Below are 14,129 nucleotides of genomic sequence, written 5' to 3' on the forward strand. Positions count from 1 at the left end.
TCAAGCCGACGCAACGTGCGCTTGCTTACGCGCCGATCTTCACACCCGTCAGGTAACCCACCGCCGCGCCAAAGCCGTCTTTGTAGTTGGCCTTGATCAGCGGTTCCAGCGTGGGCCGCACCACGGCATGCACGCTGCCCCAATCGCCCGGGTGCTGGAAGTTGCTCATGATGTAGGTCCAGCCGTTGATTTCATCCACCGCCTGCAAGCCGGTGGATTCCGCCGCCACCGGGCACGACAACAGGCGCGACAAGGCCTTGGTGTCCACGTTGTAGGCCCACATGAAGTTATTGACGTGGCCGCCGCTGTCTTCGCCCACGAACAGGGTGCGCAGCTTTTCCGAGAACTTCAGGTTATCGGGGTTGGACACAAAATCAGCGTTATGCGTATTGCCCAGCGTGTCCGGCGTGGCCAACGGCTTGCCGATCAGCTCGGGCACGGCAGCCATGTCCACCGGCACCCATTCGCTGTCGATGACGCCGCCGTCGGTATCCACCTGGCCCGCTTGCAGATGCAGTTGATAGACCGCGCCGGCGGAATTGGCTTCGACCTTGAAGCCCGCGACCTGGCCGTCCGTCATGGACGATTCAATCCGCGACATCGCGCTGTACGCGATCTTGTCCTTGATGTTGACGGTGGTGCCTTCCATCTTGGTAAAGGCCAGCGAACCGCCCACCAGCGCCGCGTAGCGGTGCGTTTCCAGAAAGGCCGCGGCCTGGCGGCGGCCCGGTTGCAGCTTGACCCAGTTGTTCTTGCCGCTGTAGCGGATCTTCGTGAAGGACGCATCGCCGGGGTCGGCCGTGCGCACGTCCATGATGTCGGCGGCGGTAAGCTGGTCGGCCAATTCCTTGACCTCGGCGCTGGTGGCGTGGCCAAGCTTGATCCAGCTCAGTGTGCCGGCGCCCGGGCCCGTGCCCGAAGTCTGCGTCCATTTCGCCACGTACAGCGTGCCGGCCGACAGGTCGGCCTTGCGGTCGGCCACGAACATGAACAGGCCGCCATTGGTGGCGTCGTCGCCCATCAGCGCGGTGCGCTCGTCGGGCATGACCTGCACCAACTCGTGCGAGATGCGGCCCATGCAGTAGTGCTTCTTGATGGTGCCGGTGCCGTCGGGGTGCACCGTCACTTCCGGCATGTGGCCGTAGTGGTACGGGTTGGCCTTGTTGGGGTCGCCATAGACGTTGTTGCTATAGGCCTGGAACGAGGCCGAGCCGACAGCCGTCGTCGCGTCCGGCTCATACTCTTCGCTGGACAGGTGCGTGCCCCACGGCGACAGGCTGGCGCCGCAGGTGATCCACAGCCCATGCACCGACGAGGTGTCCACGTTGCTGTACTTGACCAGGCTGAGCTTGCCCGTATTGGGGTCTTGCGACAGCGTCAACACGGCGATGGGCGACGGCAGCAAGCCATACATGTCGTTGCCCGCCTGGTCGACCGACTGGTATTCGAACTGCACCACTGCATAGACGGCATTGCCCGCCACGCCCGGCACCGTGGTGGGGGCCGACAGCGCCAGCAACGACGTGCCGTCCGGACAGTTCGAGAAAAACTGGCGCGCCTTGGCGGGCACCGAGTTGTCCATGATGGGCGCGCCGGCCAGGTTGAAGTAACCGCCGGCGATGGCGACGCCACCCTTGCCGTCGGGCACGTTGTCGCCCGTAATGAAGAACGGCTCGTAGCCCAGCTCGACCGTGCGCTTGGAGCCATCGCTGAACGCCAGGTTCATCCCCGAACTCACCGTGGTGCGGGCCATCAGTTCCGGGTTGGCCAGCGTGGGCGCGGGCATGGACGTGAACGACGCCGACGTGAAGGTCACCGGCGTGGCGGGCGGCTGCGTGCCCGTGTCGGGCGGCGTGACGACCGCGTCGTCATCGTCATCGCTTGAATTACAGCCGGCCAGCAACGCCGCCATGCTGACGCCGCCGATCGGCAGCATCGGCGCGCCTCCCAGCATCTTCAGCAGTCGGCGGCGATTGGCTTGATTCATGTCTTGCATGCGGTTTCCCTGTTGGTTGGATGGATGCCCAAGCGTTGAACCTGAGCGTGTCCGCATGCTAGAGACGCGCCATGTAGGCGGAATGACAAAAAACTGTAGGGAAGCTGAATCGGGCGGAATAGGCGGGGGTTGCTGCGTTGTGCGGCGGGCATTGATGGCGACATTGCGTCGGCATGGCGCTGTCATTGCGGCGTTATCGCGTAATTGTCACGTGACCCCGCTATAGTCGGGCGCGTTCCCTGCCCCTCGTTTCCCGACACCGTAGCCGCTGCTGTACACCCATGCCCATTTCCTTGCGCCCTTCCCTGCCTTCCGCGCCCGCCGCGCTGCGTGTTCTTGCCGTACTGGCGCTGGCCGCGGGCGTGGGCGTGTGGGGGTCGATATTGCTGGCCCCGCGTCCAGGCGCGTTGCCACCCGCCGTATCGGCGGCCCCGCCGCGCGCGGCCGACAACACGCCGGTGGCGCTATGGTTTGGCAAGGATGAAGTGATGCGCACGCAGATCAGCGTGCTGGGCCTGATCGCGGCCGGCCCGGATGGCGCGGCGGTGCTGAGCGTGGACGGTGGCCCGCCCTTGGCGTGGCGTACCGGCGCGGAAGTGGCGCCAGGCATCGTGCTACGAGATATCGCGGTAGACGCCGTGACGGTAGAGCAAGGGGGAAGAATGAACCGATTGGCAACGCCCGCCGCGCTGGAGGCGCCGTCGGGCATTGCCAAGGTGAAGTGAATCAGCGTTTACGACCTGCCGGACGCCCCATTTGCTTGCGTCCCGCCATGTTCGACAGGGAAGATCCCGTCGGCTTTTGCGTGGCGGCAGCCAGCTTCTTCTGCTGAAGCGCCTTTTCAACCAACGCCGCCAAACCAGTCGAAGACTTCTCTTTTGTAGCCATTACCGCTCCTTGTAGATGGGCCATGGTAGCAGGATGGGGGAAACCGCTCCGTTCCACGAGAAAACAAGGTCTGCAAGGTCAATCTGGTTTCCCTAGCGGTGGCAAGGGCAGCAGGTTGGGCAAGACCCCGGCCATGACGTTTTCCAACTGCGCCACCAATGCCTGCGCGGCGGGCGACAGCGAGCGGTCGCGCCGATGCAGCAATCCTATGTAGCGGCGTGCCGAAGCATCGCCCAGGGGCGCGCAGCACAGGCCGGACAGGTTCAGTTCGGGCAGCGCCAGGCGGGGCAGTACGCTCACGCCCAGCCCCTGTCGCACCATGCCGGCAGCCGTGCCCATGTTCGTCACGTCGTAACGCAGCGCGGTGGCGGGCGCGTCCACTTCGTCGCGCACGGCGCGGTCGAATTGCTGGCGCGCATTGGACCCCTGCGATAGCAAGATCAGGTCGTATCGCAGCACGTCCCGCCAATGCAGCGTCCCTTTGACATCGCCCAGCGGATGCCCTGCCGGATAAACCGCGCAAAAGCAATCCTCGCCCAGCGATGTGAAGGTCAGGTCGGAAGCCGGGTCGGCCTGGGCGGCCACCGCGAATTCAATCTGGTTGGTGCGCAGCATGGCCAGCAGTTCGTCGTTGTGCGCCTCTACCACCCGCACTTTCAAAGCCGGATGCGCCAGGCGCAGCGCACCGACTGCCGCCGGCAGCAGCGTCAGCGCGGTGGACGGCAGCGCCCCCAAGGCAACATTGCCGCGCCGCACCGCGGCCAAATCGGCAAGGCTGCGGTAGGCCTCTTCCAAGTCGGCGATGGGGCGTTGCACGCGTGAATGAAAATCCTGCCCGGCGCTGGTCAGGCTGATGTTGCGCGTGGTGCGCTCGAACAAGCGCAGCCCCAGCACTTCTTCCAGGTCCTGGATCAGCGCGGTGAATGAGGGCTGCGTCACGCCCAGCTGGTTAGCGGCATGTGTAAACGAACCGCTGTCGACCGCCAGCAGAAACGCCTTGAGGGGACGGTATTTGATATTGATAGCCATAGGCTAAGAATATTAAATAAACATCTATTTGTGTCTAATAATCGACCGACCGATGATGACGTCTACCCAAGCCCTTGACCCTCAAAGACGTTATGGACGCATCAAGCAACAAGCCCTTCCGGCTGGGCGCCAACTGGCGCCTGAGCCAAGACGGCGACGCCGTCATCACCTCCATCAACCCGGCCGACGGCAGCATAGCCGGCATTGTCACGCGCGCATCGGCGCAGGACGTGGACGCGGCCGTGGCCATTGCCTGGGACGCCTTTCACAACAAGCCCTGGCGCAAGCTGCGTCCGGATCAGCGCGCCGCCACCTTGTACGAGATCGGCCGGCGCCTTGCCGCCGAGCGCGAACCCTTGGCGCGACTGCAAATGCAAGACAGCGGCAAGCCCTGGAAAGAATGCCTGAACATGGTCGACAGCGCGGCCGGCCATTTCCGCTACTACGCGGCCGTATGCGAAACCTGGCAGAACGAAATGACCTCGCCGCGCGGCGAGTACTTTTCCATGGCGCTGGCTGAGCCTTTCGGGGTGATCGCAGCAATTACGCCGTGGAACTCGCCCATCATGAACGAGGCGCAGAAAGCCGCGCCAGCGCTCGCCGCCGGCAACGCCGTGTTGCTCAAGCCTTCCGAGGAAACGCCCCAGTTGGCGCTGGAACTGGCGCGCATCTGCGGCGAAGCCGGCTTGCCCGAAGGCCTGCTGACCGTGCTGCCCGGCCATGGCGAAGACGTGGGCGCGGCACTGGTCAAGCATCCTGGCGTGCGCATGGTGTCGTTCACCGGCGGCACGGAAACCGGACGCGCCATTGGGGGCATCGCGGGCCAACGCCTGATTCCGGTCGGGCTGGAACTGGGCGGCAAGTCACCCCACATTGTGTTCGACGACGCCGACCTGGACCGCGCCGTGGCGGGCGTGGTCTCGGGCATCTTCGGTTCGGCGGGCCAGAGCTGCGTTGCGGGCTCGCGCCTGTTTGTGCAGAAATCCATCTACCCGCGCTTCATGGAAGCCTTGGTGGAACGCACGCGGCAAGTGCGCGTCGGACTGCCGGACGACCCTGCCACGCAGATGGGGCCGCTGGTGTCCCGCGCGCATCGCGACAAGGGCGCCGGCTATGTGGATATCGGCCGCGCCGAAGGCGGCCGTGTGCTGGTGGGTGGCGAGCCGCCCACGCAGGCGGAATTGGCCAATGGCTGGTTCTATCTGCCCACGGTCATAGACGGGCTGGGCAACCAGGCCCGCGTGTGCCAGGAAGAGATTTTCGGCCCCGTGCTGGTGGCGCTGCCCTTTGACGACGAGGACGATGTCGTCCACCAGGCCAACGACACCGCCTTCGGCCTGGCCGCCGGCATGTGGACGGGCGACTACGCCCGCGCCTGGCGTGTCGCCCGCGAGATCGAGGCCGGCTCTATCTGGATCAATACCTACAAGCAATCGCATATCGCCACCCCCTTCGGCGGCTTCAAGGCCAGCGGCATCGGGCGCGAAAAAGGCCTGCACGGCCTGCGCCTGTACAGCCAGGTCAAGAGCCTGTACTGGGGCATGCATGAAAAACCCATGGGACTTTAAAGCAACATGACAACTGAAAAGAAAAGCGCGGCGCTGTCGCTGGCCGACTCCCGCATCCTGATCGCCGGCGCCGCCAGCCTGGTGGGTTCCCACACCGCCGACGCCTTGCTGGCCGCCGGCGCGAAAGAAGTGATCCTGCTGGACAATTTTGCATTCGGCACCCTCGAGGCCATTGCCCACCTGCAGGACAATCCCCGCGTGAAAGTGGTTCGCGGCGATCTGATGCGCCTGCCGGACCTGCTCTCGGCGACCGAGGGCGTGGACGGCGTGCTGCACCTGGCTGCCTACATGACATTGGGCTTTTCGCAGACGCCATGGCAGGCGGTGGACGTCAATGTCCGCGGCGCGCAGAACATGCTGGAAGCCTGCCGCGCCAACAAGGTGCGGAAAATCGTCTTCGCCTCATCCAACGCGGTCTATGGCTATGGCACCGGCATCGCCGGCGCGCTGGTCGAGAACGGCCCCTTCCATTCCGAAGGCGCGCCCCCGGCCGCCATTCTGTATGGCGCGTCCAAGATCATGGGCGAGCAGCTTTGCCGCCAGTACCACCAGAAGTCCGGGCTGGACTACGTGGTGTTGCGCTATTCCACCGTTTACGGCGAACGCCAGCACTACCGCGCGGCCAACTCGCTGTACATCATGGAAACCTACGACCGCGTGCGCAAGGGTGAACGCCCCGTGCTGCCGGGCGACGGCACCGACACCAAGCACTTCGTGCACGTCTCCGACGTGGCGCGCGCCAACGTCGCGGCGTTCCAAAGCGCGGCGACCGACGTGGCGGTGAACGTGTCGGGCCCCGCGCCCATCACCACCGGCGAACTGGTGCGCTTGGTGCTCGACTACTGCAAGAGCGATCTACAACCCGAGATCAAACCCGACCCGCCCGGCACCGTGCGCCTGACCTCGGGCGGTGCATTCCATATTCCGCACGACCTGGCCGGCCAACACATTGGCTGGCAGCCGAAGGTCGGCATGGCTGAAGGCGTGGCCCGGCTGCTCGCCTGGCGCGAAGCGCAAGAAGCCGGCTAAGTCCGCACCGACAGGGCGAGCGCCAAGCAGAACCCGCCACATGACGCCACAGAGCGTCAGGCAATAAGCAGCAAAACGCATTCAGGGTCCGCGTCAACAGAAAGCGGACCCGATGCGCACACGAGGAGACATGACAATGAATAAGCGACATTGCATCGCCGGTGCCCTACTTGCGTGGGGCATGGCCCTGGGCGCTGGGGCGGCGCTAGCCGAAGGCTATCCAGACAAGCCCGTGACGCTGGTGGTCCCGTATCCCCCAGGCGGCGCCACCGACGTCATCGCGCGGCTGATCGCGGAAAAACTGCCTTCGGCCTGGGGCCAGCAGGTCATCATCAACAACCGCCCCGGCGCCGGCACCACGGTGGCGGCCGAGTCGGTGGCGCGGTCGGCCGGCGACGGCTACACGCTCTACATGACGACGGCGGCGCACACGATCAGCGCCAGCCTGTACAAGAAGCTCAATTACGATCCCCTGAAGGATTTCGCGCCGCTGACGCTGACCTCCACCATTCCACTGGTGCTGGTGACGGCGCCGTCCTTGCCGGTCAAGAATCTGAACGAACTGATCGCCTATGCCAAGGCCTCGCCCCAGGGCCTGAGCATGGCCTCCACCGGCAACGGCACCCCCCAGCACCTGACCGGCGAGCTGTTCAAGGCACGCGCCGGCCTGAATCTGGTTCACGTGCCGTACCGGGGCGATGCGCCCATGATCACCGACCTGATCGGCGGCCAGGTGCAGATGGCCTTCGTCACCCTGTCGGCGGCGTTGCCGCACATCCAGTCGGGCAAGCTCAAGGCGATTGCCCTGGCGCATCCGCGCCGCGTCGAAGCCATCGCCCAGGTGCCCACGATGACCGAGGCCGGCATGAAGAACTTCGAGGCCGCGACGTGGTTCGGCCTGTTCGCGCCTTCCAGCATGCCCGCCGCTCTACGCGAAAAGATCTACCACGACGTCGCGAAGATCGTCGCCACCCCCGAGATGACCAAGAAGCTGCAAGACATGGGCGGCGACGTGAACAACAGTTCGCCCCAGCAGTTCCAGGCCTTCATCAATGACGAAGCACAACGCTGGGCCGAGGGCGTGAAGCTTTCTGGCGCGCAGATCGACTGATCTGCCGCATCAATCATCCGACCGGAGAGACAACACATGAGCGACAACGAACAAGACCTGTTGGCGCGCTGCGCCGCCATCGGGACCAGCACCTGGGCAGACGCCATGGACGCGCTGGGCATCGCGGGCGTGGTGCAAGGCATTGCGCGTCGCAGCGGCCAAGGGCGCATTGCCGGCTTTGCCGTCACCGCGCGGCATGTTTGGGGCGGGCTGGGCGACTTCGACCGCGCCGACTTTGCCGTGGGGCGGCTGGTTGCCGCCACCGGTCCAGGCCGCGTGCTGATGGTGGATGCGGGCGGGACCTGCATTTCCACCTTTGGCGGCATCGCGTCCCTGGCGGCGTCCCTTCGTCAGGCCACGGCGGTAGTCATCGACGGCGCGTGCCGCGACGTTGACGAGATCCAGGCAACCGGGTTGTGGCTTGCCAGCCGCCACGTGACGCCTTTGACGGGCAAGACGCGCTTGCGCCTGCAAGCCATGGGCGAGCCCGTGACCATCGGCCAACTGCGGGTCGCCGAGGGCGACCTGGTGGTGGGTGATGACACGGGCCTGGTGGTGGTGCCGCGCGAGCGGCTTGAAGCGGTACTGGCCGCCGCGCAAGAAGCCCTGGCGGTGGATGAGCGCGTAGAACAAGGCATCCGCGACGGCCTTTCGTTCGCCGACGCCGCCGCGGCCGCCAACTACATTCCCGCACGCGCCGGAGACAGCGAGTGAGCGCCTCCCATGACGTCGTGCAGGTCGCTTCGTTAGGCGCCGAGTTCGACCAGCGCCTGGCGGCGCGCTACCGGGTTCTGCAAACCTGGCATGACCCGCGTGGCCTCGCCGCGTTCGGCGATGCGCTGCACGGCCCGCGAGTCGCCGTGACCTCGGTGCGTCATGGATTCACGCAAGCCATGTTCGATGCACTGCCCGCCTTGCAGGCGGTATGTAGCTGGGGCGTGGGCCACGACACGCTGGATTTAGGGGCCGCCGCCACACGCGGCATCGGCGTCAGCGTCACACCTGACGTGCTGGATGATTGCGTGGCCGACCTGGCGTGGGCCCTGCTGCTTTCCGCCGCGCGCCGAACCGCCATCGGCGACCGTTACGTGAAAACGGGACAGTGGCGCGCGCTGGGGCAGTTTCCGGTAACGACCAAGGTGTCGGGCAAGCGCCTGGGCATTCTTGGGCTGGGTCGTATCGGCGAAGCCATTGCCCGACGGGCGGCCGGCTTCGACATGGAAGTGCGGTACCACAACCGCGCGCCTCGGCCTGGCGCACCCTATGGCTACGAGTCCTCGCTGGTGGCCTTGGCCGAGTGGGCGGATTTTCTGGTGGTCGCGTGCGTGGGCGGCGCATCCACGCGGCACCTCGTGGATGCGCCGGTCATCCGCGCGCTAGGCCCACAGGGCATTCTGGTCAACATTGCCAGGGGCAGCGTGGTGGACCAGGCCGCCGCGCTGGCTGCCCTGCGTTCGGGTGAACTGGGCGGAGCCGGGCTGGACGTGCTGGAGCAGGAACCCACGCCGGCCCCGGAATTCGCGGATCTGGATCAGGTGTCACTCATGCCGCACGTGGGCAGCGCCACGCGCGAAACCCGGGCCGCGATGGCGGAACTGGTGCTGGACAACGTCAACGCCTTCATGCAGACCGGCCGCCTGCTCACGCCGGTAGCCGCTCGCGAGATGCAGACATGACGCATGCGGGATTGCTGACGGAGCTTGGCGCTTGCATCGGTGACGCGCACGTGCTGACCGGCGCCGCCGCCGAGCCTTACCTGACCGACTGGCGCCAAGCCTTCACCGGCCGCGCGCTGGCCGTGCTACGCCCCGCCGATAGCGACGAGGTGGCGCAGGTGGTGCGCCTTTGCGCCGCAGCGGGCGTGGCGATCGTGCCGCAGGGCGGCAATACCGGCCAGGTAGCCGCTGCCACCCCCGATACCAGCGCGTCGGCCGTGGTGCTCTCGTTGTTGCGCATGAACCGCGTGCGCGCCATGGACCTGGATAACGACACCATCACGGTGGAAGCCGGCTGCGTGCTGCAAGCCGTGCAGGAAGCCGCGGCCAACGCTGGCCGGCTGTTTCCGTTGTCCCTGGGCGCACAGGGAAGCTGCACCATCGGCGGCAACCTGTCCACCAATGCCGGCGGTACACAAGTGCTGCGTTACGGCAACGCCCGCGAACTGGCGCTGGGCCTGGAGGTGGTCACGCCGCAAGGCGAGATCTGGCAAGGGTTGCGCGGCCTGCGCAAGGACAACACCGGCTACGACCTGCGCGACCTCTACATCGGCAGCGAAGGCACGCTGGGCATCATCACCGCAGCTGTCCTCAAGCTCTTTCCCCTGCCCCGCGCGCAATGCACGGCCTTGGTCGCTGTGTCTGGGCTGGCGCAAGCCGTGCAGTTGCTGCAACGTGCCCGCGCGGGCTTTGGCGCCGGCCTGACCGCTTTCGAAGTCATGTCGGTTCCTTGCATGACCGATGTGGCTCGGGCCTTCCCGCAGCAACGCCTTCCTTTCGCGGATCTGCCGGAAGACGCCTGGTGCGCCTTGCTTGAGGTGTCCGACCACGGCGACGGGCCGCATGCGGCAACGCGGCTGGAAGCCGTCCTGTCGGGCGCTTTGGAATCGGGCATAGCCCTGGACGCCGTGGTAGCGGTATCCGGCGCGCAAAGCGCTGCCTTCTGGCATCTGCGCGAGAGCATCACCTTGGCATTGGCGCGGGCCAAGGCTTGCGTCAAGCACGACATTTCATTGCCTGTCTCGCGCATCCCCGAATTTGTGCGGGCCACCGACCAGGCGCTTGCCGCCGCCTTCCCCGGCGTGGCGTTGCGCGTGTTCGGACACCTGGGCGACGGCAACCTGCACTACAACCTGCTGCCGCCCATGGGCGCATCGCACGCGGACATTCAGCGACTGGTGCATGACAAGGTCCACGACGCCGGTGGATCCATCAGCGCCGAACAAGGCATCGGCCAATGTCGCGTAGAGGACCTCCAGCGCTACAAGAGCGCGCTGGAACTGGACCTGATGCGGCGCATCAAGCTTGCCCTGGATCCCCAGGGGGTCATGAATCCCGGCAAGGTTCTGCCGGCAACCGGCCCGCATCACATGCCATAGCCGGCAGCCTTGCCGGCACCAACTGCCAACATCAAACACAAACCTGGAGACAACATGTTTTTTTCACCCAAGAGCGCCGCGCGCGCCGTGCTTTCCGTTGCCGGCCTGTGCGCCGCATTGCCCGCTTGGGCGTGGCCCGACCACCCAATCGAATTGATTGTGGGTTTTGCGCCTGGCGGCGGCACGGATCTCACTGCCCGTTCGCTGGCGGTCTTTCTGGAAAAGGAACTGGGCGCCACCGTGGTGGTGCAGAACAAGCCGGGCGCGTCCAGCGCCATTGCCCTGGCCTACGTGGCGCGCGCCAAGCCGGACGGCTACACGCTGGCCATGACGAATATGCCCGGGCTGGTGTCCTTGCCCATCGAACGCAAGGCAGGCTTCAACCGTGACGACTTCACCTACCTGGCCAATCTGGTGCGGGACCCCAGTGCATTCAGCGTGGCCAGCAACAGCCCCTATCAAACGCTGGAAGCCCTGATCGCCGCCGCCAAGGAAAAGCCGGGCACGATCAGCTATGGGTCCACCGGCGTCGGCACCGACGACCATCTGGCGCTGGTCCTGTTCCAGGCCCAGACCGGCACCAAGCTCAACCACGTGCCCTACAACGGCGCGGGTCCCCTGCGCAGTTCGGTACTGGGTGGTCATACCGTCGTCGGCGGTCTGAACCTGGGCGAAGTCATGCCCTATCACGGCAAGAACATGCGAGTACTGGCGCAAGCCAGCGAGAAGCGCTCGCCCTTGGGCCCCGACGTGCCCACTTTCAAGGAACTGGGCGTGAACCTGGTGTTTGCCTCGGAACGCGGAATCGTCGCGCCCAAGGGACTGCCGGCCGACGTGTCCGAAAAATTGCGTAAGGCGCTGGGCAAGGTAGCGGCCAATCCGGACTTCCAGGCCCAGATGAAACAGCAGTTCACCGAGATGGATTACGTGGACGGCCCGCAGTGGCAGGAACGCCTGAAGGGTGACGACGCCCGCCTGCGTCAGATCTGGGCGCAAACGCCCTGGGTCGAATAAGCGTCGGCGCAAGCATTACTGTCATATTTCATGTCCACAATTCCGGGCTTCTACTAGAAGACCGGAGTCGTAAAGTGCGTCAGTTACCGCGCGGGCTTGCCCGTCAGCAAGGTTTCACCCTGATCGAGATCATGGTGGTGATTGTGATCATGGGGATTCTGGCGGCGCTGATCGTGCCGCGTGTGCTGGACCGCCCCGACCAGGCACGGCAGGTGGCGGCGCGTCAGGATATTGGCGGCATCATGCAGGCCTTGAAGCTGTACCGGCTGGACAACGGCCGCTATCCGACCACGGCGCAAGGCCTGCGCGCGCTGGCTGAAAAGCCGGATGGCGCGTCGAACTGGCGCGGGTACCTGGACAAGCTGCCCAATGATCCCTGGGGCCACCCCTATCAATACCTGAGCCCGGGCGTCAAGGGCGACATCGACGTGTTCTCGTTTGGCGCCGACAACAAGCCCGGTGGAGAAAACGGCGATGCCGACATCGGTTCCTGGGAGCTCTGAGCGCGGCTTCACGCTGGTTGAAGTGTTGGTGGTGCTGGTGATTGTGGCCATTGCCGCCAGCATGGTGAGCCTGTCGATCGGCAAGCGCGACAACGGCCTGCGCGTTGACGCCGAACGCCTGGCCGACGCCTTCACCGTGGCGCAAAGCGAAGCCCGCAGCGACGGCCGGCCCATCCGCTGGCTGGCCGGCGACCAAGGCTGGTCGTTCGAGCGCCAGGGGCGCTTGCCCGGCCCCAGCGCCGACGAAAACGTGCCCGTGCCGGTAGACCGCCTGGAGCAGGACGACATGCTGCGCCCGCAGTCCTGGCACGCGGGCGTCGTCCACCTGAGCCTGACCCCCGACCGGCCGCTTGTATTCAACACCGAATGGGTCGCCGACCCGATCACGCTGACCCTGCGCGCGGGCGATGACCAGGTCACCCTGCAACGCGACGCCGCCGGCCGCTATGACATCCACTGATTCCCCTGCTTGCGCCAACAAGCCTGTCGCCCAGCGCCAGCGCGGCTTCACCCTGATTGAAGTGCTGGTGGCGCTGGCCATCATTGCCGTGGCGATGGCGGCCGCGCTGCGCGCCACCGGCGTCATGACGGCCAACAACCGCGCCTTGCAGGACAAGACCTTGGCGCTGCTGGCCGCGCAAAACGCCTTGACCCAGTTGCGGCTGGAACAGAGCTTGCCGCGCGCCGGATCGCAAACCGTGCCTTGCCCGCAAGGCGGCCGCGCGTTGCAGTGTGAGCTGGTCTTCACGAATTCCATGAACCGCAGCTTCCGGCAGGTATCGGTCAATGTCCATGACGCCGCATCGGGCCGGCCGGACGCCGTGCTGCTGCAATTGGACGGCCTGCTGTCCAGCCTGCGATGACGATGCGCCGCGTGCCTTCCCCTCCCGCCAAGCGCCCCAACCGCGCCCGCCAAGCCGGCTTCACCCTGATCGAGGTGCTGGTTGCGCTGGCGTTGATGGCGCTGGTCAGCCTGATGGCCTGGCGCGGGCTGGCCAGCGTATCCAGCGCGCGTGACCGCATCGAACAGCAGGCCGAAGACACCGACGCCATCGTCCGGACGCTGGGCCAGATGGCGCGCGACGTGGAACTGTCCTACACCGGCCCCCGCTTCGATGCGCCCGGCAAAGACGCCGTCTCGCTGACCAGCGGGCTGCGCCTGCTGCGCCAGAACACGGGCGGGCAAACGCTGGAACTGCTGCGCCCCGATGCCGACGGCAATGGCCTGTGGCAGCGCGTGCAATGGCAGGTGCGGGCGGACGGCCTGTGGCGCGCCAGCGGGCCGCCCGCGCCGCGCAGCCCGCTGCCCGCCGCCGTCAATGCCGTGTTGCTGCTGCCCGGCGTGCGCGTGCTGAGCCTGCGCGCCTGGGTGCCGGGCGTGGGTTGGGCGGACGCCAATGCCAGTTTCGGCACGGCGCCAACCGGCATCGAGATCACGCTGGAACGCGGCGCGGCCAACGCGCCGCAGCGCTACACGCGCATTCTGGAGCTGCCATGACGCCCCGCCCTACCCTGAAGGAACGCGGCGCGGCGGTCATCAGCGCGTTGATCATCGTGGCCATTGTGGCGGCGCTGACCACCAGCCTGTTCCAGCGCCAGACTGCCAGCACCCGGCGAGTGGAAAACGAGATGTCGCGCGTGCAGGCCCGCGTCATGCTGGCGGGCGGCATCGACTGGGCGCGCCTGGTCATCCGCGACCACGGCAAGCGCGAATCCACCACGCGCGGCGACCAGATCTGGGCAACGCCCATCCTGGACACCCGCATCGAACGCCCCGGCGACGACCGCGTTGCCGTGTTCTCGGGCCGCGTGCAGGACGAACAGGGCAAGTACAACCTGAGCAACCTGGCACGCAACGGCGTGCCGCAACCCGAACAGGAAGAAGTGGGGGGCCGCC

General features: G+C 66.1%; 15 protein-coding genes and 1 pseudogene. 13 read left to right on the top strand and 3 right to left on the bottom strand.

Annotated elements, in window-relative coordinates:
• Positions 1-25: 25 nt before the first annotated feature.
• Positions 26-1,996 (bottom strand): PhoX family protein, encoded by a 1,971-nt coding sequence (locus ACE04A_RS19050; protein WP_448717111.1) that lies wholly within the window; start codon positions 1,994-1,996, stop codon positions 26-28.
• A gap of 281 nt (positions 1,997-2,277) precedes the next feature.
• On the opposite strand from ACE04A_RS19050, the gene ACE04A_RS19055 reads away from it, so the two are divergent.
• Positions 2,278-2,721 (top strand): general secretion pathway protein GspC, encoded by a 444-nt coding sequence (locus ACE04A_RS19055; RefSeq protein WP_279994710.1) that lies wholly within the window; start codon positions 2,278-2,280, stop codon positions 2,719-2,721.
• A 1-nt stretch (position 2,722) separates the two neighbouring features.
• Here ACE04A_RS19055 and ACE04A_RS19060 read toward each other — a convergent pair whose 3' ends face one another.
• Complete coding sequence (locus ACE04A_RS19060; RefSeq protein ID WP_006218955.1) at positions 2,723-2,884, bottom strand: hypothetical protein; 162 nt, start codon at positions 2,882-2,884, stop codon at positions 2,723-2,725.
• Positions 2,885-2,962: 78 nt separating this feature from the next.
• Entirely contained in the window at positions 2,963-3,913 is a 951-nt protein-coding gene (locus ACE04A_RS19065; RefSeq protein WP_259248799.1) for a LysR family transcriptional regulator, read from the bottom strand.
• A 92-nt stretch (positions 3,914-4,005) separates the two neighbouring features.
• Between ACE04A_RS19065 and ACE04A_RS19070 the strand changes: the two genes are divergently transcribed.
• The 12 genes and pseudogenes from ACE04A_RS19070 to ACE04A_RS19125 form a co-directional block, all read left to right on the top strand.
• Positions 4,006-5,481, top strand: coding sequence for an aldehyde dehydrogenase (locus ACE04A_RS19070; protein ID WP_485820403.1), 1,476 nt, complete (start codon positions 4,006-4,008; stop codon positions 5,479-5,481).
• 6 nt (positions 5,482-5,487) lie between these two features.
• Positions 5,488-6,510 carry an NAD-dependent epimerase/dehydratase family protein gene (locus ACE04A_RS19075; RefSeq protein ID WP_448717114.1) on the top strand — a complete coding sequence of 341 codons (1,023 nt, stop codon included), beginning with the start codon at positions 5,488-5,490 and terminating at the stop codon, positions 6,508-6,510.
• Positions 6,511-6,646: 136 nt separating this feature from the next.
• Positions 6,647-7,621 (top strand): tripartite tricarboxylate transporter substrate binding protein, encoded by a 975-nt coding sequence (locus ACE04A_RS19080; protein WP_259248807.1) that lies wholly within the window; start codon positions 6,647-6,649, stop codon positions 7,619-7,621.
• A 36-nt stretch (positions 7,622-7,657) separates the two neighbouring features.
• Positions 7,658-8,335, top strand: coding sequence for an RraA family protein (locus ACE04A_RS19085; protein WP_448717116.1), 678 nt, complete (start codon positions 7,658-7,660; stop codon positions 8,333-8,335).
• A complete protein-coding gene (locus ACE04A_RS19090) occupies positions 8,332-9,297 on the top strand; it encodes a 2-hydroxyacid dehydrogenase (RefSeq protein ID WP_448717118.1) in 966 nt (321 codons plus the stop codon). Before ACE04A_RS19085 ends, ACE04A_RS19090 begins: the two co-directional genes overlap by 4 nt.
• Positions 9,294-10,715 carry an FAD-binding oxidoreductase gene (locus tag ACE04A_RS19095; RefSeq protein WP_448717119.1) on the top strand — a complete coding sequence of 474 codons (1,422 nt, stop codon included), beginning with the start codon at positions 9,294-9,296 and terminating at the stop codon, positions 10,713-10,715. The genes ACE04A_RS19090 and ACE04A_RS19095 overlap by 4 nt, the downstream gene beginning before the upstream one ends.
• 54 nt (positions 10,716-10,769) lie before the next feature.
• Positions 10,770-11,729 carry a tripartite tricarboxylate transporter substrate binding protein gene (locus ACE04A_RS19100; protein WP_448717120.1) on the top strand — a complete coding sequence of 320 codons (960 nt, stop codon included), beginning with the start codon at positions 10,770-10,772 and terminating at the stop codon, positions 11,727-11,729.
• Positions 11,730-11,803: 74 nt separating this feature from the next.
• Positions 11,804-12,232 (top strand): type II secretion system major pseudopilin GspG, encoded by a 429-nt coding sequence (gene gspG / locus ACE04A_RS19105; RefSeq protein WP_100855320.1) that lies wholly within the window; start codon positions 11,804-11,806, stop codon positions 12,230-12,232.
• Positions 12,204-12,692, top strand: a complete 489-nt coding sequence (gene gspH / locus ACE04A_RS19110) for a type II secretion system minor pseudopilin GspH (RefSeq protein ID WP_279994699.1) — start codon at positions 12,204-12,206, stop codon at positions 12,690-12,692. The genes gspG and gspH overlap by 29 nt, the downstream gene beginning before the upstream one ends.
• A complete protein-coding gene (gene gspI / locus ACE04A_RS19115; RefSeq protein WP_259248822.1) occupies positions 12,679-13,095 on the top strand; it encodes a type II secretion system minor pseudopilin GspI in 417 nt (138 codons plus the stop codon). The genes gspH and gspI overlap by 14 nt, the downstream gene beginning before the upstream one ends.
• Entirely contained in the window at positions 13,092-13,730 is a 639-nt protein-coding gene (locus ACE04A_RS19120; RefSeq protein ID WP_404976331.1) for a PulJ/GspJ family protein, read from the top strand. The genes gspI and ACE04A_RS19120 overlap by 4 nt, the downstream gene beginning before the upstream one ends.
• Positions 13,727-14,129: pseudogene (locus tag ACE04A_RS19125) on the top strand (type II secretion system minor pseudopilin GspK); the annotation flags it as partial. The gene ACE04A_RS19120 and the pseudogene ACE04A_RS19125, both read left to right, overlap by 4 nt.

This window comes from Achromobacter colocynthidis, assembly GCF_057334535.1.

Excerpts from the sequence above, each read along its gene's own strand:
- ACE04A_RS19095 (WP_448717119.1), top strand. The coding sequence starts at position 9,294 with ATGACGCATGCGGGATTGCTGACGGAGCTTGGCGCTTGCATCGGTGAC.
- ACE04A_RS19060 (WP_006218955.1), bottom strand. The coding sequence starts at position 2,884 with ATGGCTACAAAAGAGAAGTCTTCGACTGGTTTGGCGGCGTTGGTTGAA.
- ACE04A_RS19050 (WP_448717111.1), bottom strand. The coding sequence starts at position 1,996 with ATGCAAGACATGAATCAAGCCAATCGCCGCCGACTGCTGAAGATGCTG.
- ACE04A_RS19120 (WP_404976331.1), top strand. The coding sequence starts at position 13,092 with ATGACGATGCGCCGCGTGCCTTCCCCTCCCGCCAAGCGCCCCAACCGC.
- ACE04A_RS19085 (WP_448717116.1), top strand. The coding sequence starts at position 7,658 with ATGAGCGACAACGAACAAGACCTGTTGGCGCGCTGCGCCGCCATCGGG.
- ACE04A_RS19100 (WP_448717120.1), top strand. The coding sequence starts at position 10,770 with ATGTTTTTTTCACCCAAGAGCGCCGCGCGCGCCGTGCTTTCCGTTGCC.
- gspI (WP_259248822.1), top strand. The coding sequence starts at position 12,679 with ATGACATCCACTGATTCCCCTGCTTGCGCCAACAAGCCTGTCGCCCAG.
- ACE04A_RS19075 (WP_448717114.1), top strand. The coding sequence starts at position 5,488 with ATGACAACTGAAAAGAAAAGCGCGGCGCTGTCGCTGGCCGACTCCCGC.
- gspH (WP_279994699.1), top strand. The coding sequence starts at position 12,204 with ATGCCGACATCGGTTCCTGGGAGCTCTGAGCGCGGCTTCACGCTGGTT.
- ACE04A_RS19055 (WP_279994710.1), top strand. The coding sequence starts at position 2,278 with ATGCCCATTTCCTTGCGCCCTTCCCTGCCTTCCGCGCCCGCCGCGCTG.
- ACE04A_RS19065 (WP_259248799.1), bottom strand. The coding sequence starts at position 3,913 with ATGGCTATCAATATCAAATACCGTCCCCTCAAGGCGTTTCTGCTGGCG.
- ACE04A_RS19080 (WP_259248807.1), top strand. The coding sequence starts at position 6,647 with ATGAATAAGCGACATTGCATCGCCGGTGCCCTACTTGCGTGGGGCATG.
- ACE04A_RS19070 (WP_485820403.1), top strand. The coding sequence starts at position 4,006 with ATGGACGCATCAAGCAACAAGCCCTTCCGGCTGGGCGCCAACTGGCGC.